Source organism: Enterobacter sp. JBIWA003, from assembly GCF_019968825.1.
In the GTDB taxonomy this organism is placed as follows: Bacteria; Pseudomonadota; Gammaproteobacteria; order Enterobacterales; family Enterobacteriaceae; genus Enterobacter; species Enterobacter quasiroggenkampii.
Genome location: NZ_CP074170.1, coordinates 4,003,889 through 4,029,113 on the forward strand (window position 1 = coordinate 4,003,889; position 25,225 = coordinate 4,029,113).

Genomic DNA, 25,225 nt, shown 5'->3' on the forward strand with positions numbered 1-25,225 from the left:
GCAATCACAGCTAAAATGCCAGCCCCACTTTCAGCACCGCCGCGATATTTCTTGCGGCCATCCTGACGTTCTCACCGGCATTTTCCAGCGCGTCTTCCAGCGAGCAGATGGTGTAGATCACGCTAAACACCGCATCAATGCCGTGATCGTGTACCACGCCAACGTCCGCCGTCAGGCTTCCTGCAATGCCGATAACGGGTTTGTTAAAGCGTTTCGCCACCTTCGCCACCCCCACCGGGACTTTGCCGTGGATCGTCTGGCTGTCAATACGGCCTTCACCGGTGATCACCAAATCCGCATCGGCCACCTGATCGGCCAGGTGTAGCGCATCGGTCACGATCTCAATGCCCTGGCGCAGCTGCGCGCCGCAAAAGGCATAGAGCGCCGCGCCCATGCCCCCCGCTGCGCCGCCGCCAGCAAGGTTTAGCACATCAATATCCAGGTCCCGGGCAATCACGCTCGCATAGTGCGCAAGCGCGTGGTCCAGGGTGACGATCATCTCGGGTGTGGCCCCCTTCTGCGGGCCAAATACGGCTGACGCCCCGTCCTTCCCGGTAAGCGGATTGGTTACATCGCAGGCCACCTCAATCCGGCACTCCGCCAGACGTCTGTCCAGCCCGCTCAGGTCGATACCCGCGAGTTTTCCCAGCTCGCCCCCGCCCAGCCCAAGAGGCTGTTCATTGTCATCCAGCAGCTTCGCCCCCAGCGCCTGCACCATGCCTGCGCCGCCGTCATTGGTGGCGCTGCCGCCAATGCCAATAATGATATGCTTAACGCCCGCATCCAGCGCGTGACGAATCAGTTCGCCCGTGCCCCAGGAGGTGGTTTTTAGCGGATTACGCTGCGAAGGCGCAACCAACTCCAGGCCGCTTGCCGCCGCCATTTCAATAAAGGCGCTCTGCTTATCTCCGGACAAGCCATAGAACCCCTCCACGCGCTCGCCCAGCGGGCCGGTCACCGGAACATGCACAATGCTTCCCTGCGTTGCTGCGATCATCGCCTCAACCGTCCCTTCGCCACCGTCCGCGACCGGCAGTTTCACATAAACCGCCTCGGGAAAGATCTCGCGAAAACCACGTTCTATCGCTGTCGCAACCTCAAGCGCACTCAAACTTTCCTTATACGAGTCCGGTGCGATAACAATTTTCATAAGCCATCCTTACGCATAGTCGTTACGTTAAGCATACACCACGTAAAAGACCGCTCGTGGGAGCGGTCCCAATGCGTTTATCGTACCATGCACGGACGTTTATTGTCGAATGTCCAGTCCGGGATCAAATACTGCATCGCCATCGCATCGTCGCGCGCGCCCAGACCGTGTTTCTGATACAACTCATGGGCCTTCATGACCTGATCCATATCCAGCTCAACCCCCAACCCCGGCGTGGAAGGCACCTGCACCATGCCGCCTTTGATCTCAAACGGCTGCTTAGTCAGACGCTGATTACCTTCCTGCCAGATCCAGTGGGTGTCGATAGCGGTGATGGTGCCCGGCGCGGCGGCGGCGACGTGCGTGAACATCGCCAGAGAGATATCGAAGTGGTTGTTGGAGTGCGAACCCCAGGTCAGGCCAAACTCATGGCACATCTGCGCCACGCGCACCGAGCCCTGCATCGTCCAGAAGTGCGGGTCAGCCAGCGGAATGTCGACTGACTGGAGGGATAAGGTATGCCCCATCTGACGCCAGTCGGTAGCAATCATATTGGTCGCGGTTGGCAGCCCTGTAGCGCGACGGAATTCCGCCATCACTTCACGGCCAGAGAAGCCTTGTTCAGCGCCGCATGGATCTTCCGCATACGCCAGCACGCCTTTCAGCTGCTTGCCGATCGCGATCGCTTCATCAAGCGACCAGGCACCGTTCGGATCCAGCGTCACGCGCGCCTGCGGGAAGCGTTTTGCCAGCGCGGTGATGGCTTCCGCCTCTTCTTCCCCGGCCAGCACGCCGCCCTTCAGTTTAAAATCGTTGAAGCCATATTTCTCGTAAGCGGCTTCCGCCAGGCGCACCACCGCATCAGGGGTCATTGCCTCGTCGTGGCGAAGCCGGTACCAGTCGCACTGTTCTTCGGGCTGGCTCTGGTACGGCAGTGGCGTCAGCTTGCGGTCGCCGACAAAGAACAGATAGCCCAGCATTTCCACTTCGCTGCGCTGCTGCCCCTCGCCCAGCAGCGACGCAACGTTAACGCCCAGATGCTGGCCCAGCAGATCCAGCATCGCGGCTTCAATTCCGGTCACCACGTGGATAGTGGTGCGCAGATCGAAGGTCTGCAGGCCCCGGCCCCCGGCATCGCGATCGGCAAAGGTATTGCGCACGGTGTTGAGGACATTTTTATACGCCCCCAGCGTTTTGCCCACCACCAGCGGAATGGCCTCTTCCAGGGTTTTGCGGATCTTCTCCCCGCCCGGAATTTCGCCCACGCCGGTATGGCCAGCATTGTCTTTGATAATGACAATGTTGCGGGTAAAGAACGGCGCGTGCGCGCCGCTCAGGTTCATCAACATGCTGTCATGGCCCGCAACCGGAACGATCTGCATGGCGGTGACGACAGGGGTAGAAAAAGTACTCATCATTCAATCCTTTTATCAGTGACGTCCGAAAACAGGGCGCTTACGGTCAAATGTCCAGCCGGGAATAAGGTACTGCATCGGGCCCGCGTCGTTACGCGCGCCACCCGGCAATTTTTTATACGCCTCATGGGCTTTCTGGATCCGATCCCAGTCCAGCTCCACGCCCAGGCCCGGCGCATCCGGTACGGCAATTTTGCCCTCTGTGATTTCCAGCGGATTTTTCGTCAGGCGGGCTTCCCCTTCCTGCCAAATCCAGTGGGTGTCGATGGCGGTCGGGTTACCCGGCGCTGCGGCGCCAACGTGGGTAAACATCGCCAGCGAAATATCAAAGTGATTGTTCGAGTGACAGCCCCAGGTGAGCCCCCAGTCATCGCACAGCTGGGCCACGCGCACTGCGCCGGAGAGCGTCCAGAAGTGCGGGTCCGCCAGCGGTATGTCGACGGCGTTCAGCATCACTGCGTGCCCCATTTCGCGCCAGTTCGTGGCAATCATATTGGTCGCCACCGGCAGCCCGGTGGCACGACGGAACTCGGCCATCACTTCGCGGCCCGAGAAGCCCTGCTCCGCGCCGCAGGGGTCTTCCGCATAGGTCAGGACATCCCCCAGCCCTTTGCACAGGCTAATGGCTTCATCCAGCAGCCATGCGCCGTTCGGATCGACGGTGATCCGTGCATCCGGGAAGCACCGTTTCAGCGCCCGGGCCGTCTCAATCTCCTGCTCGCCGGGCAGCACGCCGCCCTTCAGCTTGAAGTCCTTAAAGCCGTAGCGATCCTGCGCCGCCTCGGCCAGCCGCACCACCGCGTCGCTGGAGAGCGCTTCCTGGTGGCGCAACTGATACCAGTCGTGGTCGCCCGCGGTTCGGGCCAGATAGGGGAGGTCGGTTTTATTGCGATCGCCAACGTAGAACAGATAGCCCAGCACGGTGACCGCATCGCGCTGTTTGCCGGGCCCCAGCAGTTCGCAGACCGGGACATTGAGCGCCTTCCCCAGTAAATCAAGCAGAGCCGCTTCCAGGGCGGCAACCGCGTTGACGCGCAGTTCAAACGTCCACGCACCTTTTCCGAACCTCTCAAAGTCTGCCGACTGATTGCCCTTATGCACCCGCTGAACCACCTTGTTCAGGCGGGCAATCTCCTGCCCCACGACCTGCGGAATGGCATCGACAAGCGTCTGGTAAATCACCTCTCCGCCTGGTGCCTCGCCCACGCCGGTATTTCCTGCGCTGTCTTTCAGCACGACGATATTACGGGTAAACCAGGCGTTATGCGCACCGCCAATATTGAGCAGCATGCTGTCCTGCCCGGCCACCGGGATGACCTTCATCTCAGTGATGGTTGGACTCGATTGCGTTGTCATCAGCCACGCTCCGCAACAGGTTTAAGTTCGACGCGTTTGATATCCCCCACCAGCACCAGGTAACTCAGCACCGCCACCAGCGCGTGCACACCCACGTAGATTAGTGCACCGTTGAACGATCCGGTGGTGCCGACGATGTAGCCGATAGCGATGGGTGTAACAATCCCGGAGATATTGCCGAACATGTTGAACAGACCGCCGCTCAGACCGCTGATCTCTTTCGGGGCCGTATCCGCCATCACCGCCCAGCCCAGCGCGCCAATGCCTTTGCCGAAGAAGGCCATCGCCATAAAGCCGATAATCATCCACTCGGCATTGACGTAGTTACAGAACACCATGGTCATGGAGAGCAGCATGCCGAGCACGATAGGTGTTTTACGCGCGATGTTCAGGGAACCAGTGCGGCGCATCAGCCAGTCGGAAATGACCCCGCCGAGCACGCCTCCCACGAAGCCGCAGATGGCCGGAACCGAGGCGACAAACCCCGCTTTCAGAATCGACATGCCGCGTGCCTGCACCAGGTAAACCGGGAACCAGGTAATGAAAAAGTAGGTCAAGGCGTTGATACAATACTGGCCCAGATAGATCCCGATCATCATGCGCGAACCGACGAGCTGCCTGATCTGCGCCCATTTCTGGCTGAACGGGACTTTCGCCGTCGAGGATTTCTGATCCATGTTGATCAGCGCGCCGCCTTCTGCAATGTACTCCAGCTCTTTTTTGTTTACGCCAGGGTGCTGGTTGGGTTCGTGGATCACTTTCAGCCAGATAAAGCTGATGACGATCCCGAGTCCGCCCATAAAGAAGAACACGTGCGACCAGCCCACCTCATGGGTCAGCCAGCCCATAATGGGCGCAAAGATCACCGTCGCGAAGTACTGTGCGGAGTTGAAAATCGCCACCGCCGTTCCCCTCTCCTGTGCCGGGAACCAGGCCGCCACAATGCGGCTGTTGCCCGGGAAGGAAGGCGCTTCCGCTAACCCCACCAGGAAGCGCAGCGTGAAGAGCGCCACGATAATGCCGAAGCCGCTGAAGATATCGACGAAGCCCTGCAGCAGGGTAAAGGCAGACCAGATGAAGATGGACCAGAAGTAGACCCGTTTCGAGCCAAAGCGGTCCAGCAGCCAGCCGCCAGGAATTTGCCCGATGACGTAGGCCCACGAGAAGGCGGAGAAAACGTAACCCATACCCACGGGATCGAGGCCGATATCTTTTGCCATTTCCGAGCCGGCAATCGACAGCGTGGCGCGGTCACCATAGTTAAAGGACGTGACGATAAACAGCATCACCACTATCCAGTAGCGAGCATTGGTGCGCTTTTCAGCGCTGCTCGCTGCGTGGCTTAATGAACTCATTGTTGCACTCCTGAAACATAGCTTTCGCCTGGTTCATTCTGTACAGCACCGGTAGGGTAAGCAGAATGAGATTGATTTTGTCGTTTTGGTACGGCCTGAAGCCGTTTTATCGTGACCGGAAAAGTATATGAAGGAGTGCCTCTTCACCTCACCGTGCAAAAACACAGTATTAAAGGGTGTGAGGGAGGTTGTTTAGGGCATAAGCCCAGAGGAGTGGAAGGTGGTTCACGGAAATGGCGTTTGGGGCGGGGGGTAATGCCGGGTGGCGGCTACGCCTGACCCGGCCTGGAAAACCCGTAGGCCCGCGCAAGCGAAGCGCCGCCGGGCAGAGTGTTATTTGAGAAGTGAGGCCCAGTTCTTCACCCACGGGTTTGATTCGCTTTCTGGCTCCGGGTGCTCACCCGCATCAATCAGCAGCATTTCGCCCACGCGCTGGGCGCTCTGCTCCTGCAGGAGCGCATCGAACTGCTTGCCGCCGCCGCAGAAGTTAGCGTAAGAGCTATCGCCGAGGGCGATGATGCCGTAGTGAACATCTGGCTGATAGCCAAGCTGGTCTTTAATGCCCTGGAACAGCGGCACGATGCTGTCCGGCAGATCGCCCTGCCCGGTGGTGGAGGTCACCACCAGAATGTATTTATCTTTATACTTTTCCCAGTCCGCCAGCTCCGGATCTTCATAGACCGTGGCTTTATGACCCTGGCTTGCCAGAATCGCCTCCGCCTCTTCCGCGACCAGCAGCGAGTTGCCGTACATTGTGCCGACGAAAATGCCTACTTCAGCCATGCTATTTTCCCATAGTGAATGCGCTTACTCTTCATCCTGAACGTTGCCCGATACAAACTCAACCCTTTCATTTTCGGGGAGTTGTCCGAGCCAGCCAAACTGTGACAGCGCCTGCATCCAGACGTCGTCCAGCCCCGCACGGATAGTCAGCGGCTCGCCGGTAAACGGGTGCGTCAGGCTGAGTTCGCTTGCGTGTAACATCAGACGATGGCAGCCAAAGTGCTCGGCCGCGCTGCGGTTCTGGCGCAAATCACCGTGTTTGCTGTCGCCAATAATCGGGTGACGCAGATGCGCAAGATGGCGTCGCAGCTGGTGCTTACGCCCGGTTTTGGGCAGAAGCTCAACCAGGCTGTAGCGTGTGGTCGGAAATTTGCTGGTGGCTACCGGCATTTCCGTCGTCGCCATGCCGCGATAATCCGTCACGGCGGGCTGCGGGCCTTTGTCATCCCGGGCAAATTTATCGGCGATTTTGTCCAGTTCCTCCACCAGCGGATAGTCCAGGGTGGCGGACTCGGTCAGCCAGCCACGCACGACCGCGTGATAGCGCTTCTGGATCTGGTGCTGTTCGAACTGCTGCGCCAGCAGACGGCCAGCTTCGCTGGAAAGCCCCATCAGCAGCACGCCGGAGGTCGGCCGGTCGAGGCGATGGGCCGTAAATACATGCTGACCAATCTGGTCGCGAACGGTCTGCATCACCACCACTTTCTCGTCGCGATCCAGCCAGCTGCGGTGCACCAGCCAGCCTGACGGTTTATTCACCGCCACCAGCCACTCGTCCTGATAGAGGATCTCAAGCGTCATGCATCTTCACCGGCAAACAGGGCATCCAGTTTTTCCAGTTCGACCAGCATGACGTCGCGCGCAGGGTGCGTCGCTTCGAGCGCCATTTCATAATAGGGAGAGACAGCAAACGCCTGCGGCAAGGGGTGCCCCCCCTCAAGCAGGGCGTGCATGCGCGGAATTAACACCCACTGCAGCCACTCGAAAGGCGCCAGCGTATCCAGGCAGAAGGGCTGGGTGCTGGCGAACGCTTCTGGCTGCGGCGCGGTCTCCTGCCACAGCTGATGTTGGCGCAAAAGGGCTTCGATGGCGTGCAACTGAGCACGAACGCTATCGTGTTGCGTCATAGTAACCTCAACTGAAAAAGTGAACGGCGCGCAGCATAGCATTGCGAAAGGCAGAAATAAAAAAAGGGAGCACTGTAAAAACAGTGCTCCCGGTTCGTTCCGCAGCATTCCAGCTACAATTCGTGCTCCCTGCTCATCCGTGACAACTTTTCCTGAAGCCCGAAGGCCTGGTCATCCGTCTACCTTTCGCATCCTGCACACATCTTCCTGACGTGTTTGTTTCATCCTGAAACGTCCTGGCCTTCCTGACCCACCGACCATCCTGACCGGCTCTCGTTCTCCTTCCTGGAGGTGTCCCTTACGCATCCTGCGTTATCCACTTTGCTTCATCCTGAAGCCTTCCTGCAGCGCCATCCTGACGAGTCCTGTGTGAGAAACGCCATCATCCTGATGTTCGTTTCTCGTGTCGGCTTCCTGTCGACGGAGATAGAATCCGCTATTCCGCTTCGTCTTACAACCCACTCAGCCAGCGTTGTAAGACGCCGGGACTCCCTAAAAATAATAGGATGAACAACTAATGCATTGAAAAATAGAGTGATATTAATCTGAATAAAATGAGGTAATACTGAATGTTCCAGCGATCTCTCACAAACCTTGTAAGAGATCTCTCACACGCGCTGTAGCAGCATGGATTACAGAAGGGGCTCAAGTCGGGTGAGGAAATCCGCAAGAGAGGGGGCGAGAGTCTCGCGATTGCGGGTACCGATAGTCTCTTTAATCACTTCACCTGACAGGTTACAGACGGAGATAACGTCCAGCTCGCTGTCCAGCGTGGCGATAAAGAGAGTCGGAGAAAGCTTAAGGCGTTTTTGCGTGACCAGATGACCGATCAGGTTTTCCTGAACACGCTGCAGATCGTCTTCGCTCCAGGTCTGCAACAGCGTCAGCGTCATGTCCGCAAAGCGCGCAGGCATATCCCCTGCAAACTGCGTGGCATAAAACGCATGAACCGCTGGTTGTACCACAATGTCCATTGCCCGTTCAACCGCATTTACATTCTGCTCGCCGGTATTCGGCTTCGGCTGCCAGATCACGTAATCATCAAGCGAAGAGATAATGCATGGCGAAGGGACGCCATATAAATCAGCACTTTGCGGCCACGTGCCCTGCTTTTCATGCCATGCGTCGCAGTAGCGGGTCGTAAAGGTAGTGAGGGCATTTGCAGTTTCGATGTCCACCGATTTCTCTCTTCTTGTCAGACAGGATAAACTCAGGCCATAAGTGTACCTGTAAAGTGGCTATGAAACATGTCTTACGAAAATCATCAGGCGTTAACCGGCTTAACGCTGGGTAAATCGACCGATTACCGCGATACCTACGATGCTAGCCTGCTGCAGGGCGTGCCGCGTAGCCTGAACCGCGATCCTCTGGGACTGCACGCGGACGCCCTGCCGTTCGTGGGGGGCGATATCTGGACGCTGTACGAACTCTCGTGGCTCAACGCGCGCGGCCTGCCGCAGGTGGCGGTGGGCCACGTTGAGCTGGACTACGCCAGCGTGAATCTCGTCGAGTCGAAAAGCTTTAAGCTCTATCTCAACAGCTTTAACCAGACCAAATTCAACAGCTGGGACGACGTTCAGCACACCCTGGAACGTGATTTAAGCGCCTGCGCGCAGGGAAAGGTGAGCGTCTCACTCTATCGCCTGCACGAGCTGGAAGGCCAGCCGGTCGCCCACTTCAACGGAACCTGCATCGACGATCAGGATATCGAGGTGGAGAATTATGAATTCAGCGCGGACTACCTCGAAAACGCGGCGAGCGGCAAGGTGGTCGAGGAAACGCTGGTCAGCCATCTGCTGAAATCCAACTGCCTGATCACGCATCAGCCGGACTGGGGCTCGGTGCAGATCCAGTACCGCGGCCCGAAAATTGACCGGGAGAAGCTGCTGCGCTACCTGGTGTCGTTCCGCCATCACAATGAATTCCACGAGCAGTGCGTGGAGCGCATCTTTAGCGATATTCAACGTTTCTGCCAGCCAGAAAAATTGAGCGTTTACGCGCGCTACACCCGCCGCGGCGGTCTGGACATTAACCCGTGGCGCACCAATACCGATTTTGTGCCGGCGACGGGCCGGCTGGTGCGTCAGTAATATAAATATTTTCACAATATGCGCGGTATCTTCCGCGCTTTAGGTTGTGAAACGTCACGCGCCAGGGCTATTGTAATCAACAGGGAAAGACGATAATCGTCCCGTAAGGAGCTCACTTGATTACACATATTAGCCCGCTTGGCTCAATGGATATGTTGTCGCAGCTGGAAGTGGACATGCTTAAACGCACGGCCAGCAGCGATCTTTATCAACTGTTTCGTAACTGTTCACTTGCCGTTCTGAACTCCGGAAGCCTGACAGATAACAGTAAAGAACTGCTGTCCCGCTTCGAAAGCTTTGATATCAACGTGCTGCGCCGCGAGCGTGGCGTGAAGCTTGAAGTCATCAACCCGCCGGAAGAGGCGTTTGTCGACGGACGCATCATCCGTTCACTTCAGGCTAACCTGTTTGCCGTGCTGCGTGACATCCTGTTTGTTAACGGGCAGATCCACAACGCAGGCCGTTTCCAGCATCTCGATCTGGAAAGCTCGGTCCATATCACCAACCTGGTGTTCTCCATTTTGCGCAACGCCCGTGCCCTGCACGTGGGTGAAGCGCCGAACATGGTCGTCTGCTGGGGCGGTCACTCCATTAACGAAACCGAATACCTTTATGCGCGTCGGGTGGGCACCCAGCTTGGCCTGCGCGAACTTAATATCTGTACCGGGTGTGGTCCGGGTGCGATGGAAGCGCCAATGAAAGGTGCCGCAGTGGGTCACGCGCAGCAGCGCTACAAAGAGGGACGGTTTATCGGTATGACCGAGCCGTCCATCATCGCCGCTGAGCCACCTAACCCGCTGGTTAACGAACTGATTATCATGCCGGATATCGAGAAACGTCTTGAAGCGTTTGTCCGTATCGCCCACGGCATCATCATCTTCCCGGGCGGCGTGGGGACAGCGGAGGAGCTGCTCTATCTGCTGGGTATTCTGATGAACCCGGCCAACAAAGATCAGGTTCTGCCGCTGATCCTGACCGGACCAAAAGAGAGCGCCGACTACTTCCGCGTGCTGGACGAGTTTATCGTGCACACGCTGGGTGAAGCCGCGCGTCGTCACTATCGCATCATCATCGACGATGCTGCGGAAGTGGCGCGTCAGATGAAAAAAGCGATGCCGCTGGTGAAAGAGAACCGTCGCGATACCGGGGATGCCTACAGCTTTAACTGGTCAATCCGCATTGCACCGGATCTGCAGATCCCGTTCGAGCCTACACACGAGAACATGGCGAACCTGAAACTTTACCCGGATCAGCCGGTGGAAGTCCTGGCCGCCGATCTGCGTCGCGCCTTCTCCGGGATTGTGGCGGGCAACGTCAAAGAGGTCGGTATCCGCGCCATTGAGCAGTACGGTCCGTACAAGATCCACGGCGATCCGGAGATGATGCGCCGTATGGATGACATGCTTCAGGGCTTTGTCGCCCAGCACCGCATGAAGCTGCCGGGCTCTGCCTATATTCCTTGCTACGAAATCTGCACCTGACGCTTAGCGATATCTCATCAAAGCCGGGTCGCCCTGTTGCGCGTCCCGGCTTTTTTTATTCCTGATGTAATTCATAGGCATCACTTATATCTTTTACAAAGTTGTCACATACGCAAACGATTACCTGCATTTTGCAACCGTAAATTATCAGCCTTAATCCAAATTACCTGCCAGAAAATACTAAAAACCCATTTCTTTACAGCGAAAGACACCTATATCACGGGGCGGTCTTTCAGCGCACATGTCGTTGGTGGTAGCCTTCGCGCCCGTAAATTCTCTTTGATGTTTTTTTAACAGATAAATGGTCTAAAGATGCCCACATCATAAGTGGATTATTGCATTTGGGATCACGATCACTGATAGATTCATAACTAGAATGTATCTTTCCGCCCGCCAATAGTTACGGGCAAAAATTATTAAAAAACCGTCACTGAACGAATTTCATATTACCGTCAGGCACTTTTTCATCGGATTTGACTAAAAACCTGACAATTCGCTTCCTCCAGGAGATACAGATGGAAACCACTCAAACCAGCACCGTTGCTTCGATTGAATCCCGAAGTGGTTGGCGCAAAACGGATACCATGTGGATGCTTGGCCTTTACGGCACGGCAATCGGCGCTGGTGTACTGTTCCTTCCTATCAACGCAGGCGTCGGCGGTCTGATCCCGCTGATCATTATGGCTATCATTGCTTTCCCGATGACCTTCTTTGCACACCGCGGTCTGACCCGCTTCGTGCTGTCCGGTAAAAACCCGGGTGAAGACATCACTGAAGTGGTTGAAGAGCATTTCGGCGTGGGCGCAGGTAAACTGATTACCCTGCTCTACTTCTTCGCGATTTACCCTATCCTGCTGGTTTACAGCGTGGCGATCACCAACACCGTTGAAAGCTTCATGCTGCACCAGCTGCACATGACGCCGCCACCGCGTGCCATCCTGTCTCTGATCCTGATTGTCGGCATGATGACCATCGTGCGCTTCGGTGAGCAGATGATTGTGAAAGCGATGAGCGTACTGGTGTTCCCGTTTGTGGCCGCACTGATGCTGCTGGCCTGCTACCTGATCCCACAGTGGAACGGTGCAGCGCTGGAAACCCTGTCCCTGAGCAGCGCGTCTGCGACCGGTAACGGCCTGCTGATGACCCTGTGGCTGGCGATCCCGGTAATGGTCTTCTCCTTCAACCACTCTCCTATCATCTCCTCTTTCGCCGTGGCGAAACGTGAAGAGTACGGCAATGGTGCAGAGAAGAAGTGCTCCAGCATTCTGGCACGCGCTCACATCATGATGGTGCTGACCGTTATGTTCTTCGTCTTCAGCTGCGTATTGAGCCTCTCCCCGGCGGACCTGGCGGCAGCGAAAGAGCAGAACATCTCTATTCTGTCTTACCTGGCGAACCACTTTAACGCACCGCTGATTGCGTGGATGGCACCGATCATCGCGATGATCGCCATCACCAAATCCTTCCTGGGCCACTACCTGGGCGCACGTGAAGGCTTCAACGGTATGGTGATTAAATCTCTGCGCGGTAAAGGCAAGAGCATTGAAATCAACAAGCTGAACAAAATCACTGCACTGTTCATGCTGCTCACCACCTGGGCGGTAGCGACGCTGAACCCAAGCATCCTGGGCATGATTGAAACCCTGGGCGGCCCGGTCATCGCGATGATTCTGTTCCTGATGCCGATGTACGCGATTCAGAAAGTCCCGGCTATGCGTAAGTACAGCGGTCATGTCAGCAACGTCTTTGTGGTTATCATGGGGCTTATCGCTATCTCTGCGATCTTCTACTCCCTGTACACCATGTTCTGATTCTCACCCGCGCCGTCCCCGGACGGCGCACTCCCTCCTCTCTGACTGAAAGCAATGGACGCATCATGATTAGCGTATTCGATATTTTCAAAATCGGTATTGGTCCTTCCAGCTCTCACACCGTCGGACCGATGAAAGCCGGTAAGCAGTTCACGGATGACTTGATTGCACGCGGCATCTTGCACGACATCACCCGCGTGGTTGTCGATGTATACGGCTCGCTTTCCCTGACCGGGAAAGGCCACCACACCGATATCGCCATTATCATGGGCCTGGCGGGAAACCTGCCGGATACCGTTGATATTGATACGATCCCTGGCTTTATCCAGGACGTGAACACCCACGGGCGCCTGCTGCTGGCGAACGGCGAGCACGAGGTTGAATTCCCGGTTGACCAATGCATGAATTTCCATGCGGACAACCTGTCGCTGCACGAAAACGGTATGCGCATTACCGCGCTGGCAGGCGACAAAGCGGTATACAGCCAGACTTATTACTCTATCGGCGGCGGTTTTATCGTCGACGAAGACCACTTTGGTCAAACCAACACCTCTTCTGTCGAGGTGCCGTATCCGTACAAAACGGCGGCAGACCTCCAGCGTCACTGCCAGGAGACGGGCCTTTCCCTCTCCGGTCTGATGATGAAAAACGAGCTGGCGCTGCACAGCAAAGAGGAGCTGGAACAGCACTTCGCTAACGTCTGGGATGTGATGCGCGGCGGTATTGAGCGCGGGATCACCACCGAAGGCGTTCTGCCGGGCAAGCTTCGCGTACCGCGTCGTGCGGCAGCGCTGCGCCGTATGCTGGTAAGCACCGACAAAACGACTACGGACCCGATGGCCGTGGTGGACTGGATCAACATGTTCGCCCTGGCGGTAAACGAAGAAAACGCCGCTGGGGGCCGTGTGGTCACCGCACCGACCAACGGTGCCTGCGGCATCGTTCCGGCGGTACTGGCGTACTACGACAAGTTTATCCGTGAAGTGAATGCGAACTCGCTGGCGCGCTACCTGCTGGTGGCCAGTGCGATTGGTTCTCTGTATAAGATGAACGCCTCCATTTCCGGTGCGGAAGTGGGCTGCCAGGGTGAAGTCGGCGTGGCGTGCTCCATGGCGGCAGCGGGTCTGGCGGAGCTCTTGGGCGCAAGCCCGGCGCAGGTGTGCATTGCTGCGGAAATCGGCATGGAACACAACCTGGGGCTGACCTGTGACCCGGTTGCTGGCCAGGTACAGGTTCCGTGCATCGAGCGTAACGCGATTGCCTCCGTGAAGGCGGTGAACGCGGCGCGTATGGCGCTGCGCCGCACCAGCGAACCGCGCGTCTGTCTCGATAAGGTTATCGAGACCATGTACGAAACCGGTAAAGATATGAACGCCAAATACCGCGAAACCTCTCGCGGCGGCCTGGCGATGAAGATCGTAACCTGCGATTAAGCCTCTCAGGAAGCCTCGTTTTGCGAGGCTTCTTCCTGTTTTCCCCACCATTCATAGTTTCATGCTGCTGACAGTGTTACCCTTCATGCATTAGATAGAAGGGAGATTATCTGTGGCCGTTCATTTACTTATCGTCGATGCACTTAACCTGATTCGCCGTATCCATGCGGTACAGGGGACGCCTTGTAAAGACACCTGCCTGCACGCGCTGGAACAGCTTATCCGCCACAGTGAACCCACCCATGCGGTCGCGGTATTTGATGACGAAGCCCGCAATACGGGCTGGCGGCACCAGCGTATGCCCGACTACAAAGCCGGACGCGCACCGATGCCGGACGATCTTCACGCCGAATTGCCCATGCTGCGCGCCGCATTTGAACAGCGGGGCGTCCCCTGCTGGGGCGCACAGGGAAATGAAGCCGACGATCTCGCGGCCACCCTGGCCGTAAAGGTGGCGAGTGCCGGGCATCAGGCCACGATCGTTTCAACGGACAAAGGCTACTGCCAGCTGCTCTCCCCCACTATCCGCATTCGCGACTATTTTCAAAAACGCTGGCTGGACGCGCCGTTCATCGCCAGCGAGTTTGGCGTATCGCCTGAGCAACTGCCGGATTACTGGGGCCTGGCAGGGATCAGCAGTTCTAAAGTACCGGGAGTGGCCGGGATTGGGCCGAAGAGCGCCGCGCAGTTGCTGACCGATTTTCAGAGTCTGGAAGGCATTTACGCTCGTCTGGACGAGGTGCCAGAAAAATGGCGCAAGAAGCTGGAGGCGCATAAAGAGATGGCGTTTATCTGCCGGGAAATCGCAACGCTACAGACGGATTTACAGCTGGATGGGAATTTACAGCAGTTAAGGTTAGAACGTTAAAGCGACGACACGGTTTTGAAGGCCCGGTAAGCGCAGCGCCACCGGGCAAAACAAAGCACGTATTAGCGCTCGTCGCGACGCCCGCCTACGGCCGCCCACCAGCGACGAATATGCACCGTCACCTCTTCGCGGTCGTGATACAGCTGACGCGCCTGGATCTCCACGTTAATCCCATGCTCGTCCATCTGCTCCTGAATGTAGGCCAGGTTCTGCGACACCTCCTCATAGCGCTTTTTCATCGGCAGCTTGAGGTTGAAAATGGTCTCGCGGCACCAGCCGTTTACCAGCCAGGAGGCCATCAGCGCGGCCACTTTCGCCGGTTTCTCAACCATGTCGCACACCATCCATGAGATGTTGTTACGGTTCGGGCGATAGCGGAAGCCGTCTTCACGCAGCCAGGTGACCTGCCCGGTATCCATCAGGCTTTGCGCCATTGGGCCGTTATCAACGGACGATACCCACATGTTGCGTTTCACCAGCTGATAGGTCCAGCCGCCCGGGCACGCGCCGAGATCGACGGCGTACATGCCGTTTGCCAGACGCTCATCCCACTCATCCGCCGGGATAAAGACGTGGAACGCCTCTTCCAGCTTGAGCGTGGAACGGCTTGGCGCATCGGCCGGGAAGCGCAGACGCGGGATGCCCATAAAGAAAGGAGAGTTGTTGGTGGTGTACGAATAGCCCGTATAGCAGCAGCCCGGTGCGATAAAGAAGATATGCACCACCGGACGCTTCGGCGTTTCGTAGTTCGTCAGCACGCCCGCATCACGCAGCGCCGCACGCAGCGGAACGGTGAACTTACGGCAGAACTTCATCAGCTCTTTACTTTCGTTGGTATCCGCCACTTCAACGCGCAGATCGCCGCCCTTCTCCACCACGCCCTGCAGCATGCCGACAATGGGGGTGATGCGGTCTTCCGGGGGAAGGTCTTTGAGCAGCTCACCCGCGACAAACATCTGGCGCGCAAAGATCAGCGAGCTGAACGGCAGCTCGCGTGCCAGCTTATCCGCATCTTCAGGCTGATAGCATTCAAAAACCACGTAACCCGCGTTTTCTTTTACGCGAGCAAAGCCGAAGATTTCGCGCTTCGCCGCTTTATCGGTAATTTCCGCGGCGCACTCTTTCTCAAACCCCGGGCGACAATATAAAACAACCTTATTCATGAACAACGCCCTTGCGTTTCAGACGGATAGCTCCGATAAACATTAATACCCAACCCGCCAGGAAGCTGACGCCGCCGACAGGTGTAACAAACGCCCACAGGCGTAAATGCGAAAGTGCCAGACAGTAGAGGCTGCCGCTAAAAAGCACCGTGCCCAGCGCCAGGAAGACGCTGCTCCAGTAAAACCAGATGCTGATACGGCGCTGCATCGCCACCGCCAGCCCAAAGATCGCCAGCGTATGGAACGCCTGATATTCAAGGCCGGTCTGGATCCAGCCCATCTCTACAGCGCCCAACGACTTGCTTAAGACATGTGCGCCGAAGGCGCCCAGTGCAACAAAAATAAAGCCACTCACCGCGGCAAAAATCAGCATGAATCGGCTGGTCATGTTTAAGTCCTGAATTAATGCGTGCCCGGCACACAAACGTTATTGTTCATACCTGAAGCGGAATTTTTCTTGCTCGCTTGCCGCTTTCGCCAGTATCCACTGCCGGAAGGCGGCTATTTTACCCAGTTCTGCCTGACTGTCATGACAAACCAGATAAAACGCATTCTTGCTGACCAGTACATCATTAAAAGGGCAGACCAGGCGACCTGCCTCAATTTCGGACTGCGCCATGACGTTGTTCGCCAACGCCACGCCCTGCCCGTGAATGGCAGCCTGTAACACCATCGCACTGTGGCTAAAGATGGGTCCCTGCTGCACGTTTATATGAGTAAGACCTAATTGACGGGTATAAGTTTGCCAGTCGCGTCGAGAGGCATCATGTAAAAGCGTATGCTGCGCAAGGTCAGCGGGGGACTTCAGCGCCTTGTCACCCGTTAACAGCAGGGGAGAACAGACCGGCAGGAGATATTCTGCGTATAATTTCTCAACACGCAAGCCCGGCCAGTTACCGCGACCATAAAAAATCGCGACGTCCACATCATCGGCCAGCTTGTCTTCCTGACGATCCACGGCCTGGATTCGAACGTCTATCCCCGGATAAGCTGAGTTAAAGCTTGAGAGTCTTGGCACCAGCCACTGAATGGCAAAACTGGGCAATAAACTGACAGTCAGGGCACCTTTTGCACTGCGGGCCTGTAGCTTACGCGTGGCTTCAGTGAGCTGCGAAAAAATCTCTTTAATATCCTGAAAATAGCTCTGCCCCTCTTCGGTCAACAGCAACGAGCGGTTGCGTCGACGAAACAGCTTAAGGCCCAGAAAATCCTCCAGAGACTTGATTTGGTGACTTACTGCGGCCTGTGTCACAAAAAGCTCATCGGCTGCGCGGGTGAAGCTCAGGTGACGTGCTGCTGCATCAAAAACACGTAATGCGTTGAGGGGGGGCAATCGCTTTGACATGGTTATCTGGCTTAGATGTTAACGGAATTTAACAAATAGGAAACAACGTTTAACCTATTAGTTTTTTTTATCTGAGCCATTATAATTTGTCCGTTGAGGAACTACCAGCAAATACCTATAGTGGCGGCACTTCCTGAGCCGGAACGAAGAGCTTTTTTCGGAATGCGTGTTCTGAAGGGCTTTTGGCTTACGGTTGTGATGTTGTGTTGTTGTGTTTGCAATTGGTCTGCGATTCAGACCACGGTAGCAACGCTACCAATTTTTCACTTCCTGTACATTTACCCTGTCTGTCCATAGTGATTAATGTAGCACCGCCAATTTGCGGTGCTTTTTTTTCGCCTGCGATCTGTTAATGCTCGATCTCTTTCATCTCTTTCACGTCCGTGCGGTTGATCTGCTGCTTGTTCCCGTTAGCATCTTTGTACGAAATCATCCCGGTATCGTTATCGGTTGTCGGTTTCCCTTCCGAAACGATGGAACGACCATCGTTGGTGTGCATCACGTAGTTGTTACCGGAACAGGCGCTCAGGGCAAAAGTAAACGCACAGGCAGAGATGATTGCAGCTGTCTTATTCATGATTATTCTCCTTTAGCAATTAATGCTATTCAAACCTCGATTTATAACAGGCTAAAACATCCGCCTAACACTATTTAGCATAACCTGCTTTTTTGGGGTCATCTGGATAAGCAGACAATTCCGATAGATATCAACCTCCTTGCCCTGCCGCTGAAATTGCGCGACGATCGTGATATTGAAATGAGGAATCCCATGAACGCTTTCAGTCCTGCGCAGTTCCGCGCACAGTTTCCGGCGCTGGCCGATGCCGGTATTTATCTGGACAGTGCCGCCACCGCCCTCAAGCCACAGGCGGTCATTGACGCCACGCAGCAGTTCTACAGCCTGAGCGCCGGGAACGTGCATCGCAGCCAGTTTGCCGAAGCGCAGCGATTAACCGCGCGCTATGAAGCGGCGCGCGATCGGGTTGCGCACCTGATCAATGCCGAAAGCGGGAAGAGCATCGTCTGGACGCGTGGCACCACCGAGGCCATCAATATGGTGGCCCAGTGCTATGCGCGCCCGCTACTTCAGCCGGGCGATGAGATCGTCGTCAGCGAGGCGGAACATCACGCCAACCTGGTGCCGTGGCTGATGGTGGCCGAACAAACGGGTGCACGCGTGGTGAAGCTTCCGCTTGGCGCAGACCTTCTGCCCGATGTGGCCCGTCTCCCCGAGTTGATTACCCCCCGCAGCCGCATTCTGGCGCTCGGGCAGATGTCCAACGTTACCGGTGGTTGCCCGGACCTGGCTCAGGCTATTCGGATAGCCCATGCCAGCGGGATGGTGGTGATGGTCGACGGCGCGCAGGGCGTGGTGCACTTCCCCGCCGACGTGCAGGCGCTGGATATCGACTTCTATGCCTTCTCAGGGCACAAGCTCTACGGACCAACCGGTATAGGGGCGTTGTACGGCAAGCCGGAACTGCTGGCAAAAATGACGCCGTGGCTCGGGGGCGGCAAGATGATCACGGAAGTGACTTTTGACGGTTTCAAAACGCAGGATGTACCTTACCGCCTGGAAGCCGGTACGCCGAACGTGGCGGGTGTCATTGGCCTAAGCGCGGCGCTGGAGTGGCTGGCAGAAAAAGACGTTGTTCAGGCTGAAAGCTGGAGCCGGGGACTGGCGACGCTGGCAGAGGAAGAACTGAAAAAGCGCCCGGGTTTCCGCTCGTTCCGCGTTCAGGACTCAAGCCTGCTCGCCTTTGATTTTTCGGGCGTGCATCACAGCGACATGGTGACGCTGCTGGCCGGGTATGGCATCGCCCTGCGCGCCGGGCAGCACTGCGCGCAGCCGCTGCTGGCGGCGCTCGGCGTGAGCGGTACGCTGCGTGCCTCGTTCGCGCCCTATAACACACAAAGCGATGTTGACGCGCTGGTCGCTGCCGTTGACCGCGCGCTTGAAATACTGGTGGATTAATGACTCACGCTGCTTTAGCCGGACATCCGTTTGGCACCGTCATCACTGAAGAGACGTTAAAACAGACCTTTGCCCCGCTTTCACAGTGGGAAGATAAATATCGCCAGCTGATTCTTCTTGGTAAGCAATTACCGACCCTCTCTGACGATCTCAAGGCGCAGGCGAAAGAGATCGCTGGCTGTGAAAACCGCGTCTGGCTGGGCGTAAGCGTGTCCGGCGAGAAGCTGCACTTCTTCGGCGACAGCGAAGGCCGCATCGTTCGGGGCCTGCTGGCCGTATTGTTGACGGCAGTGGAAGGGAAAAGCGCGGCGGAACTGCTGGCGCACTCGCCGCTGGCGTTATTTGATGAGCTGGGGCTGCGCGCGCAGCTCAGTGCCTCGCGCGGTCAGGGGTTGATCGCGCTCAGCGACGCGGTACTGGACGCCGCCCGTCAGGCTCAAGCCTGACGTTCCGCCTTCGCCATCATCTTCTTCAGGGCGTGAGACACCGCCACAAAGCCGAAGGAAGCGGTCACCATGGTGGCCGCGCCAAAGCCTGAGGCACAATCCATTCTTTTTGGCCCTTCCGCCGTGCTTTTCATCGCACACACGGAGCCATCCGCCTGCGGGTAGACCAGCGCTTCGGTCGAGAACACGCAGTCAACGCCCAGCTTGCCTTTGCTGTTTTTCACAACATTAAAGTCGCTTTTCAGGCGTTCACGCAACTTGGCGGCAAGAGGATCCTGAATGGTTTTCGCCAGATCGGCCACCTGGATCTGCGTCGGATCGATTTGCCCGCCCGCGCCGCCGGTCGTCACCAGTGGGACCTTGTAACGACGACAGTAGGCGATCAGCGCGGCTTTTGGACGCACGCTGTCGATGGCGTCAATCACATAGCTGTAGCCTTTGCTCATGTACTCCGCGACGTTATCTGCCGTCACAAAGTCGTCGATCACCGTCACGCGGCACTCCGGGTTGATCAAACGGATGCGCTCCGCCATGACCTCAGATTTTGCCAGGCCGACGTTATCACGCAGGGCGTGGATTTGACGGTTGGTGTTGGTGACGCACACGTCATCCATATCAATCAGCGTGATTGCGCCAATACCGGTTCTCGCCAGCGCTTCTGCGGCCCACGACCCCACACCACCAATGCCCACGACGCAGACATGCGCATCCGCAAACAGCTGCAGGGCTTTTTCACCATAGAGACGTGCCGTGCCGCCAAAACGCTGGCGCCAGGCATCGCTGATTACCACAGACATAACACCTCAGATGTAAAAAGGGTGAGGTTCTCCTCACCCTGAACAGTAATCCGTATTGCGCTCAGAATACCACAATCAGCCGCTGAATACGTTTCCGGCACCCGGTGCGGCCTTCAGTACCCACACGCGTCCGTAGTGGTTATACCAGCCTGCACGGTGGCCTGCATCCGGGCCAATGCCCTGATAGATATCGAAGTGCTGACCTTTGATCGCGCCGCCGACGTCCAGCGCCACCATCAGACGCAGCTCATACTGGCCGTTGAACTTGCCATTGTTGTCCAGCAGCGGGACCTCTGCCAGCAGCGTGGTGCCCGCAGGAATAATCGAACGATCCGATGCTACCGACGCACGGCCAATCAGCGGTACCGCGCTCGCCCCTTTCACCGGCGCGAAGTTTTGCGGTTTAAAGAAGACAAACGACGGGTTCTGCTCCAGCAGCTCACGCACCTCGGCCTCGCTGTGCTTTTCACCCCACTCGCGGATCGCCTGCATCGACATGTCTTCTTTCTTCACTTCGCCGCGGTCGATCAGCACCTTGCCAATACTGCGATAGGCGTGGCCGTTTTTACCGGAATAGCTGAAGAAGTTAAGCGGTGAACCGTCGCCAAAATCAATGTAGCCGCTGCCCTGAACGTCCATGATGAAGTTATCCATCAGGGAGTTGCTGTAGGCCAGAACGTAATTTTCACTCAGCGCACCGGCGTAGATTTCGGCGCGCGACGGCAGACGACCGCGTTTTGGCGGCATACGGTAGATAGGGTACTGGAATTCGCCCTGACGCGTGTGTCGCGCCTGGATAACCGGGGTGTAGTAGCCGGTAAACTGAACGTTGCCGTAGTTATCGGCCCCTTCCATCTGCCAGGCGTCGATACCAAACTGGCGCATGTTGCGCGTATCGCCGCCCGCCCGCAGCCAGTCCTGTACCGCGCTATAAACGTTATTCTGTGCGCTATATAAACGCGGTGACGCGTTGCGGATCTGGTAGACCTGCTCGGAGAAATCACCGGCATTAATCGGTGCGCCGACAGCATCAGGCTGATTAACTAAAGAGAAAGGCTGGGATAACTTCCCGTCTTTATACTGTTGACCGCGATCGGTCGGTTTGGAAGAACAGGCCGCAAGAATCGCTACCATTGCGCCCGCCATCAGATACTTCGCCCAACGTCCTTTCATTCTGTCTCGTCTTTAAGTTGCCCATTTCCGCGTGATGAAGATAACAAACCGCCAGGGCTAATGAAATGCGATCGCATGCCCTTTGGCAAATTTTGCGCAAAAATAGTCCAAACAGCGCCATGTCGTTCAATTTGCATACAAAATCATGATAAATGTGAAAAAGGGGTTGCATCACAAACCTATCCGAGTATAGTGCGCATCCACGGACGCGGGGTGGAGCAGCCTGGTAGCTCGTCGGGCTCATAACCCGAAGGTCGTCGGTTCAAATCCGGCCCCCGCAACCAATTAAAATTTGATGAAGTATCTTCTACGACAGTAGAAAGACGGACGCGGGGTGGAGCAGCCTGGTAGCTCGTCGGGCTCATAACCCGAAGGTCGTCGGTTCAAATCCGGCCCCCGCAACCAATCAAATTTGAAGAAGTAAGCTTCTACAAGAGTAGAAAGACGGACGCGGGGTGGAGCAGCCTGGTAGCTCGTCGGGCTCATAACCCGAAGGTCGTCGGTTCAAATCCGGCCCCCGCAACCAACACTTCTAAAACAATAAACACCCTTAAGGGTGTTTTTTTGTATCTGTCGTTTGTGAATTTGCCGGGCGTAAACCCGGCCAAAAGATCTACCCGCGCCGAGCCAGCGTCGCCCCGTCAGAGAAATACGCACGAATCCCTGCCAGAATCGACTCCGCCACTTCCTGCTGGAATTTTGCCGTCTTGAGCTTACGCTCCTCTTCCACGTTACTGATAAACGCGGTTTCAACGAGGATGGACGGGATATCCGGCGCCTTGAGTACCGCAAATCCGGCCTGTTCAACGCTGTTCTTATGCAGCTTATTGATGTTGCCCAGCTTGCCCAGCACCGCTTTACCAAACTTCAGGCTGTCGTTAATGGTCAGCGACTGCACCATATCGAACATGGTGTGGTCGACGTAGCGATCGCCGCTTTTGCTCACGCCACCGATCAGGTCCGAGGCGTTCTGAGTGTCCGCCAGGTATCGCGCGGCGGTACTGGTTGCGCCTTTGGTTGAGAGCGCAAACACCGACGAGCCGCTTGGCTGACGGCTGGTAAACGCATCCGCATGGATCGAGACGAACAAATCTGCACGCTGCTTCTGCGCTTTCGCCACCCTGACCTTCAGCGGAATAAAGACGTCTTCATTACGCGTCATATAGGCGCGCATGTTGCCTTCTTTATCAATCAGCGCCTTCAGACGACGGGCAATTTGCAGAACCACGTCTTTTTCACGCGTGCGGTATTTCCCCACCGCACCGGAGTCTTCGCCGCCGTGGCCTGGATCGAGCATGATCACAATCGGACGATCGCGCCCTGCTTTCCCCGGCTGCGGACCGCTTTGCGCCGGCGGAACCTGACGCTGCAGATCGCCCTTGTTGTAGTCCTCCAGCAGAGCGAGAAGCGGATCCTGAATATCCGTCGCATTGGCCGGGTAGAGATCCATGACGAGGCGCTCTTTGAACGTCGCGACAGGCGCCAGGGCAAACAGCTGCGGCTTCACGTTCTGCTTCAATTCAAACACCATGCGCACGGTTTGCGGATCGAACTGCCCGACGCGCGCCGATTTAATAAACGGATCGTCGCCGCGGATCTGCGCCGCCATCCCTTTCAGCACGGAGTTGAGGTTAACGCCTTCGAGATCCACCACCACACGTTCCGGGTTGCTGAGGGCAAATTGCTTATATTTCAGCACGCGATTGGATTCGACCGTCACGCGCGTATAGGTCGACGATGGCCAGACGCGCACCGCCACGACCTGACTGGTGGCGGCAAGACCGACCTGACTGACGCTAAGCAACCACATTGCCCCGGCCCCTTTTAACAAACGGCGGCGGCTTATTGCTGAATTGGATCCCGACATGCTTCTCCCGAGCAAGAACACTGACTGATATACAAAATGTCCAGATTGACCGAAAACTTTAACGAATGACGCATAAACTGTCATCTATAAAAGGGTAAACAATCATACGCTAACGCACGGATTACTTATCATTTTCTGTGGGTCGCGGAAAATTTGCGCTTGCACACGCGGCCACAATCGAATAAAAATACAGAAATTACGAATAAACATTCATTAAGGGTTGTGCCATGGTGAAGGAACGTAGAACCGAACTGGTCCAGGGATTCCGCCATTCTGTTCCCTATATCAACGCCCATCGGGGAAAAACGTTTGTCATCATGCTTGGCGGCGAAGCCATTGAGCATGAAAATTTTTCCAGCATCGTCAATGACATTGGCCTGCTGCACAGCCTGGGGATCCGCCTGGTGGTGGTCTATGGCGCGCGCCCGCAGATCGACGCCAACCTGGCCGCTCACCACCACGAGCCGATTTACCACAAGCATACCCGCGTCACCGATGCCAAAACCCTTGAGCTGGTGAAGCAGGCGGCGGGTCTGCTGCAGCTGGATATTACCGCTCGCCTGTCCATGAGCCTGAACAACACGCCGCTGCAGGGCGCGCATATCAACGTCGTGAGCGGCAACTTCATCATTGCCCAGCCGCTCGGCGTGGACGATGGCGTGGATTACTGCCACAGCGGCCGCATTCGTCGTATTGATGAAGAAGCCATACACCGCCAGCTGGACAGCGGAGCCATCGTCCTGATGGGCCCGGTCGCCGTTTCGGTGACCGGCGAAAGCTTTAACCTCACCTCAGAAGAGATCGCCACGCAGCTGGCGATCAAGCTGAAGGCGGAAAAAATGATTGGGTTCTGCTCCTCCCAGGGGGTCGTGAACGATGAAGGAACGATCGTGCCGGAACTCTTCCCGAATGAAGCCCAGGCCCGCGTGGAGGAGCTGGAAGCCGAAGGCGATTACTACTCCGGCACCGTCCGCTTCCTGCGTGGCGCCGTGAAGGCCTGCCGCAGCGGCGTGCGCCGTAGCCACCTGATCAGCTATCAGGAAGATGGCGCCCTGCTGCAGGAGTTGTTCTCCCGCGACGGTATTGGTACGCAGATTGTCATGGAGAGCGCGGAGCAGATACGCCGCGCCACCATCAACGATATCGGCGGTATTCTGGAACTGATCCGCCCGCTGGAACAGCAGGGTATTCTGGTGCGTCGTTCACGCGAGCAGCTGGAGATGGAGATCGACAAATTCACCATTATTCAGCGCGATAACCTGACCATCGCCTGCGCCGCGCTCTATCCGTTCCCGGAAGAGAAGATCGGTGAAATGGCCTGCGTGGCGGTGCATCCTGATTACCGTAGCTCTTCACGCGGTGAAATGCTGCTTGAACGCGTGGCGGCACAGGCGCGCCAGATGGGGCTGAGCAAGCTGTTCGTCCTGACGACGCGCAGCATTCACTGGTTCCAGGAGCGCGGGTTCACGCCGGTGGATATTGATTCCCTGCCAGAAACGAAGAAAGAGATGTACAACTATCAGCGCCGTTCAAAAGTGCTGATGGCAGACCTGGGATGATACGACGCCCTCACCGTCCGGCGAGGGCGTT

23 protein-coding genes and 3 tRNA genes are annotated in these 25,225 nt (G+C 56.6%); 11 read left to right on the plus strand and 15 right to left on the minus strand.

Annotated features, from left to right (window positions below; all coding sequences use genetic code 11):
* Positions 1-10: 10 nt before the first annotated feature.
* From KGP25_RS19300 to syd, 8 genes are all read right to left on the minus strand, one after another.
* Positions 11-1,150, minus strand: a complete 1,140-nt coding sequence (locus KGP25_RS19300) for a glycerate kinase (RefSeq protein ID WP_223539499.1) — start codon at positions 1,148-1,150, stop codon at positions 11-13.
* A gap of 77 nt (positions 1,151-1,227) precedes the next feature.
* Positions 1,228-2,568, minus strand: coding sequence for a glucarate dehydratase (gene gudD, locus KGP25_RS19305; protein ID WP_126533985.1), 1,341 nt, complete (start codon positions 2,566-2,568; stop codon positions 1,228-1,230).
* Between the two features lie 12 nt (positions 2,569-2,580).
* The gene (locus KGP25_RS19310; protein WP_223539500.1) at positions 2,581-3,921 is read right to left on the minus strand and encodes a glucarate dehydratase family protein; all 1,341 of its coding nucleotides are present in this window, start codon (positions 3,919-3,921) and stop codon (positions 2,581-2,583) included.
* Complete coding sequence (gudP, locus tag KGP25_RS19315; protein WP_032675441.1) at positions 3,921-5,276, minus strand: galactarate/glucarate/glycerate transporter GudP; 1,356 nt, start codon at positions 5,274-5,276, stop codon at positions 3,921-3,923. The genes KGP25_RS19310 and gudP overlap by 1 nt, the downstream gene beginning before the upstream one ends.
* Before the next feature lie 333 nt (positions 5,277-5,609).
* Positions 5,610-6,059 carry a flavodoxin gene (locus KGP25_RS19320; protein WP_223539501.1) on the minus strand — a complete coding sequence of 150 codons (450 nt, stop codon included), beginning with the start codon at positions 6,057-6,059 and terminating at the stop codon, positions 5,610-5,612.
* Between the two features lie 24 nt (positions 6,060-6,083).
* Complete coding sequence (gene truC, locus KGP25_RS19325) at positions 6,084-6,860, minus strand: tRNA pseudouridine(65) synthase TruC (protein ID WP_045908468.1); 777 nt, start codon at positions 6,858-6,860, stop codon at positions 6,084-6,086.
* Positions 6,857-7,186, minus strand: a complete 330-nt coding sequence (locus tag KGP25_RS19330; RefSeq protein WP_023309024.1) for a YqcC family protein — start codon at positions 7,184-7,186, stop codon at positions 6,857-6,859. The genes truC and KGP25_RS19330 overlap by 4 nt, the downstream gene beginning before the upstream one ends.
* 632 nt (positions 7,187-7,818) lie before the next feature.
* Positions 7,819-8,364, minus strand: a complete 546-nt coding sequence (gene syd / locus KGP25_RS19335; RefSeq protein WP_045908467.1) for a SecY-interacting protein — start codon at positions 8,362-8,364, stop codon at positions 7,819-7,821.
* A gap of 69 nt (positions 8,365-8,433) precedes the next feature.
* Between syd and queF the strand changes: the two genes are divergently transcribed.
* The 5 genes from queF to xni all read left to right on the plus strand — a co-directional run bounded on the left by queF (position 8,434) and on the right by xni (position 14,869).
* Complete coding sequence (gene queF, locus KGP25_RS19340) at positions 8,434-9,276, plus strand: NADPH-dependent 7-cyano-7-deazaguanine reductase QueF (RefSeq protein WP_021241894.1); 843 nt, start codon at positions 8,434-8,436, stop codon at positions 9,274-9,276.
* Positions 9,277-9,392: 116 nt separating this feature from the next.
* Entirely contained in the window at positions 9,393-10,757 is a 1,365-nt protein-coding gene (gene ppnN / locus KGP25_RS19345; protein WP_223539502.1) for a nucleotide 5'-monophosphate nucleosidase PpnN, read from the plus strand.
* 515 nt (positions 10,758-11,272) lie between these two features.
* Entirely contained in the window at positions 11,273-12,568 is a 1,296-nt protein-coding gene (locus KGP25_RS19350; protein WP_008499642.1) for an HAAAP family serine/threonine permease, read from the plus strand.
* Between the two features lie 65 nt (positions 12,569-12,633).
* Entirely contained in the window at positions 12,634-14,001 is a 1,368-nt protein-coding gene (sdaB, locus tag KGP25_RS19355; RefSeq protein WP_223539503.1) for an L-serine ammonia-lyase II, read from the plus strand.
* Between the two features lie 112 nt (positions 14,002-14,113).
* A complete protein-coding gene (xni, locus tag KGP25_RS19360; RefSeq protein WP_223539504.1) occupies positions 14,114-14,869 on the plus strand; it encodes a flap endonuclease Xni in 756 nt (251 codons plus the stop codon).
* Between the two features lie 62 nt (positions 14,870-14,931).
* Here the strand turns inward: xni and rlmM are convergent, their stop codons facing one another.
* From rlmM to KGP25_RS19380, 4 genes are all read right to left on the minus strand, one after another.
* Entirely contained in the window at positions 14,932-16,032 is a 1,101-nt protein-coding gene (rlmM, locus tag KGP25_RS19365) for a 23S rRNA (cytidine(2498)-2'-O)-methyltransferase RlmM (protein WP_048029185.1), read from the minus strand.
* The gene (locus KGP25_RS19370) at positions 16,025-16,420 is read right to left on the minus strand and encodes a DUF423 domain-containing protein (protein WP_008499646.1); all 396 of its coding nucleotides are present in this window, start codon (positions 16,418-16,420) and stop codon (positions 16,025-16,027) included. The genes rlmM and KGP25_RS19370 overlap by 8 nt, the downstream gene beginning before the upstream one ends.
* 39 nt (positions 16,421-16,459) lie before the next feature.
* Complete coding sequence (gene gcvA, locus KGP25_RS19375; protein WP_008499647.1) at positions 16,460-17,377, minus strand: glycine cleavage system transcriptional regulator GcvA; 918 nt, start codon at positions 17,375-17,377, stop codon at positions 16,460-16,462.
* Between the two features lie 349 nt (positions 17,378-17,726).
* On the minus strand, positions 17,727-17,954 hold the full coding sequence (locus KGP25_RS19380) for a YgdI/YgdR family lipoprotein (protein WP_008499648.1): 228 nt from the start codon (positions 17,952-17,954) through the stop codon (positions 17,727-17,729).
* A 192-nt stretch (positions 17,955-18,146) separates the two neighbouring features.
* Between KGP25_RS19380 and csdA the strand changes: the two genes are divergently transcribed.
* On the plus strand, positions 18,147-19,352 hold the full coding sequence (gene csdA, locus KGP25_RS19385; protein ID WP_223539505.1) for a cysteine desulfurase CsdA: 1,206 nt from the start codon (positions 18,147-18,149) through the stop codon (positions 19,350-19,352).
* Complete coding sequence (gene csdE / locus KGP25_RS19390) at positions 19,352-19,798, plus strand: cysteine desulfurase sulfur acceptor subunit CsdE (protein ID WP_045908462.1); 447 nt, start codon at positions 19,352-19,354, stop codon at positions 19,796-19,798. Before csdA ends, csdE begins: the two co-directional genes overlap by 1 nt.
* Here the strand turns inward: csdE and tcdA are convergent.
* Both tcdA and mltA read right to left on the minus strand, forming a co-directional pair.
* On the minus strand, positions 19,789-20,595 hold the full coding sequence (tcdA, locus tag KGP25_RS19395; RefSeq protein WP_006811804.1) for a tRNA cyclic N6-threonylcarbamoyladenosine(37) synthase TcdA: 807 nt from the start codon (positions 20,593-20,595) through the stop codon (positions 19,789-19,791). The genes csdE and tcdA overlap by 10 nt on opposite strands.
* Positions 20,596-20,670: 75 nt before the next feature.
* Complete coding sequence (gene mltA, locus KGP25_RS19400; protein ID WP_021241890.1) at positions 20,671-21,768, minus strand: murein transglycosylase A; 1,098 nt, start codon at positions 21,766-21,768, stop codon at positions 20,671-20,673.
* Between the two features lie 207 nt (positions 21,769-21,975).
* Between mltA and KGP25_RS19405 the strand changes: the two genes are divergently transcribed.
* The 3 genes from KGP25_RS19405 (at position 21,976) to KGP25_RS19415 (ending at position 22,294) form a co-directional block, all read left to right on the plus strand.
* Positions 21,976-22,052: transfer RNA gene (locus KGP25_RS19405), tRNA-Met, on the plus strand.
* A gap of 44 nt (positions 22,053-22,096) precedes the next feature.
* A tRNA-Met gene (locus KGP25_RS19410) sits at positions 22,097-22,173 on the plus strand.
* Between the two features lie 44 nt (positions 22,174-22,217).
* Positions 22,218-22,294, plus strand: a tRNA-Met gene (locus KGP25_RS19415).
* A gap of 87 nt (positions 22,295-22,381) precedes the next feature.
* Here the strand turns inward: KGP25_RS19415 and amiC are convergent.
* Positions 22,382-23,635 (minus strand): N-acetylmuramoyl-L-alanine amidase AmiC, encoded by a 1,254-nt coding sequence (gene amiC, locus KGP25_RS19420; RefSeq protein WP_021242006.1) that lies wholly within the window; start codon positions 23,633-23,635, stop codon positions 22,382-22,384.
* A gap of 227 nt (positions 23,636-23,862) precedes the next feature.
* On the opposite strand from amiC, the gene argA reads away from it, so the two are divergent.
* The gene (argA, locus tag KGP25_RS19425) at positions 23,863-25,194 is read left to right on the plus strand and encodes an amino-acid N-acetyltransferase (RefSeq protein ID WP_223539506.1); all 1,332 of its coding nucleotides are present in this window, start codon (positions 23,863-23,865) and stop codon (positions 25,192-25,194) included.
* The last annotated feature ends 31 nt before the right edge of the window (positions 25,195-25,225 follow it).

Excerpts from the sequence above, each read along its gene's own strand:
- KGP25_RS19300 (WP_223539499.1), bottom strand. The coding sequence starts at position 1,150 with ATGAAAATTGTTATCGCACCGGACTCGTATAAGGAAAGTTTGAGTGCG.
- gudD (WP_126533985.1), bottom strand. The coding sequence starts at position 2,568 with ATGATGAGTACTTTTTCTACCCCTGTCGTCACCGCCATGCAGATCGTT.
- KGP25_RS19310 (WP_223539500.1), bottom strand. The coding sequence starts at position 3,921 with ATGACAACGCAATCGAGTCCAACCATCACTGAGATGAAGGTCATCCCG.
- gudP (WP_032675441.1), bottom strand. The coding sequence starts at position 5,276 with ATGAGTTCATTAAGCCACGCAGCGAGCAGCGCTGAAAAGCGCACCAAT.
- KGP25_RS19320 (WP_223539501.1), bottom strand. The coding sequence starts at position 6,059 with ATGGCTGAAGTAGGCATTTTCGTCGGCACAATGTACGGCAACTCGCTG.
- truC (WP_045908468.1), bottom strand. The coding sequence starts at position 6,860 with ATGACGCTTGAGATCCTCTATCAGGACGAGTGGCTGGTGGCGGTGAAT.
- KGP25_RS19330 (WP_023309024.1), bottom strand. The coding sequence starts at position 7,186 with ATGACGCAACACGATAGCGTTCGTGCTCAGTTGCACGCCATCGAAGCC.
- queF (WP_021241894.1), top strand. The coding sequence starts at position 8,434 with ATGTCTTACGAAAATCATCAGGCGTTAACCGGCTTAACGCTGGGTAAA.
- KGP25_RS19350 (WP_008499642.1), top strand. The coding sequence starts at position 11,273 with ATGGAAACCACTCAAACCAGCACCGTTGCTTCGATTGAATCCCGAAGT.
- sdaB (WP_223539503.1), top strand. The coding sequence starts at position 12,634 with ATGATTAGCGTATTCGATATTTTCAAAATCGGTATTGGTCCTTCCAGC.
- rlmM (WP_048029185.1), bottom strand. The coding sequence starts at position 16,032 with ATGAATAAGGTTGTTTTATATTGTCGCCCGGGGTTTGAGAAAGAGTGC.
- KGP25_RS19370 (WP_008499646.1), bottom strand. The coding sequence starts at position 16,420 with ATGACCAGCCGATTCATGCTGATTTTTGCCGCGGTGAGTGGCTTTATT.
- gcvA (WP_008499647.1), bottom strand. The coding sequence starts at position 17,377 with ATGTCAAAGCGATTGCCCCCCCTCAACGCATTACGTGTTTTTGATGCA.
- KGP25_RS19380 (WP_008499648.1), bottom strand. The coding sequence starts at position 17,954 with ATGAATAAGACAGCTGCAATCATCTCTGCCTGTGCGTTTACTTTTGCC.
- csdA (WP_223539505.1), top strand. The coding sequence starts at position 18,147 with ATGAACGCTTTCAGTCCTGCGCAGTTCCGCGCACAGTTTCCGGCGCTG.
- csdE (WP_045908462.1), top strand. The coding sequence starts at position 19,352 with ATGACTCACGCTGCTTTAGCCGGACATCCGTTTGGCACCGTCATCACT.
- tcdA (WP_006811804.1), bottom strand. The coding sequence starts at position 20,595 with ATGTCTGTGGTAATCAGCGATGCCTGGCGCCAGCGTTTTGGCGGCACG.
- mltA (WP_021241890.1), bottom strand. The coding sequence starts at position 21,768 with ATGAAAGGACGTTGGGCGAAGTATCTGATGGCGGGCGCAATGGTAGCG.
- amiC (WP_021242006.1), bottom strand. The coding sequence starts at position 23,635 with ATGTCGGGATCCAATTCAGCAATAAGCCGCCGCCGTTTGTTAAAAGGG.
- argA (WP_223539506.1), top strand. The coding sequence starts at position 23,863 with ATGGTGAAGGAACGTAGAACCGAACTGGTCCAGGGATTCCGCCATTCT.